The 1,568-nt window shown below is 67.7% G+C and carries 2 protein-coding genes and 1 pseudogene; all 3 read right to left on the bottom strand.

Going from position 1 to position 1,568, the window contains the following annotated elements:
- Nucleotides 1-528, bottom strand: a 528-nt coding sequence (locus I53_RS18940; RefSeq protein WP_043353519.1) for a 50S ribosomal protein L25/general stress protein Ctc, incomplete at its 3' end; no start/stop codon positions are given.
- Nucleotides 529-687: 159 nt separating this feature from the next.
- Complete coding sequence (locus I53_RS18935; RefSeq protein ID WP_187294380.1) at nt 688-1,104, bottom strand: hypothetical protein; 417 nt, start codon at nt 1,102-1,104, stop codon at nt 688-690.
- A 293-nt stretch (nt 1,105-1,397) separates the two neighbouring features.
- A pseudogene (locus I53_RS35250) lies at nt 1,398-1,568 on the bottom strand (ABC transporter permease); the annotation flags it as partial.

Genomic DNA, 1,568 nt, shown 5'->3' with positions numbered 1-1,568 from the left:
CGCCTCACCGGTGTAGGTGCCGGCCGGGATCTTGATGTCGGAGACGTGGATCACGTCGCCGATCGCGCGGCCGGTCAGGTCGACCTCGATCGCATCCGGGATCTGATCCGGGGCGACGTCGAGGGCGAGCGTGTGGGCCACGATGTTGAGGGTGCCGCCGAGCTTCTTGATGCCGGGGGCCGCGTCCTCGTTGACGAAGTGCACCGGCACCTCGACGGTGACGGTCTGGCCCGAGACGACGCGGAGGAAGTCGACGTGCAGCGGCACGCCGGAGACCGGGTCGAGCTGGAAGTCGCGCGGGATCGCGCGGATCTTCTTGCCGCCAGCGTTGATCTCGAACAGCGTCGTCTTGAAGCCGCCCGCGTAGATCAGGGTGCGGGTGCGGATGAGATCGACCGCGATGGATTGCGGCGGCTGGCCACCGCCGTAGATGACGGCGGGAATCTGGCCCTGGCGACGAACGGCCCGGGCGGCCCCCTTGCCGACCCGGTCGCGTGCCACGGCCTCAAGCGTCTTGACTGCGCTCATGGCGTGATCCTTACGAATTGCTGGAGCCGGAACGCGAAAAGGCCGCCCTGTGCGGACGGCCAAGCCCTTCCCGACGCGCCCCTGCCTCCAAGGGTGTCTCGGGGGCGCGGGCTGCGCATACACGGATGGGGGTGGGTTGGCAACGTTGCGGTGGAGCCCCTACGCGGCCGCGAGGCCGCGGCGGAGGATGATGCCGATCGCCTCATCCCGGGTGGGACGCTCCGGCTCGGACAGGCGCCACGCATCGATCGCGTTCAGCACATCCACAGGGATGGAAGCCGCGTCGACCGGCTGGGGGGCGCCAACCCTCACACCGAAGCGGCTCAATGCGAAAGGCGATTCACCCTCGGCGGTCAGGTATAGGGTGGTCGCGACCTTTTCTCCGCTCGCCAAGCGATCGACGATGTCGTGCGCCTCGTGCAAGTCCAGGCCGAATGCCATCAGGGCCTTCACGAGGTCGACGGGCTGATCGTTCGAGGCCGAAATCTGAAGCACGAGTTCAACGGGGATACCGGAAGGGTGGTGGCCGGCGCCCCCGTTTCGGTCCCGCTCCTGTCGTTCGAGCGCCTCCTTCAATGACGACCGCATCGACTTCAGCCTCTCTCAGGATCTCCGCGCCGATCGCGTTCAGCCCCGCTCGCCCAAGGGCACCCTTGTGCAGCCCCTGGATGTGGGCGCGACGAAAATACAAGGTTCGGCCGATCTGCTCCAGTTCGCCGACAGCCTCCAGCCGTCCGGCAGGCGTCTCGATTTCGATCAGAACCGTATTGCCGCGGCCGTAAGCGAGGATCGCGATCGCAACGGAACCAGCTGGCCACACCCGCGAACCTCGTCGACTCGACGGCCTCCAGGGTGAGCGGGTAAGCGCCCTACCGCAACCCCGCCATGGCCCGCCGCGCCCGGCGCTTCTGCAGCCACAGGGTCAGGCCGAGCGCCGTCCCGATCACCAGGGCCGAGACGGCGGTGGTCATCGTGCCCAGCGCATAGATCTCCGGCGTCGTCACCGTGGTGGTCAGGCCCTGCAATTCAAGCGGCAGGGT

Origin of the sequence: Methylobacterium sp. B1 (assembly GCF_000333255.1) — a bacterium.
Lineage (GTDB): Bacteria > Pseudomonadota > Alphaproteobacteria > Rhizobiales > Beijerinckiaceae > Methylobacterium > Methylobacterium fujisawaense.
Note: the sequence above shows the minus strand (reverse complement) of the source record. Positions and strands in the feature narration are given on the sequence as shown.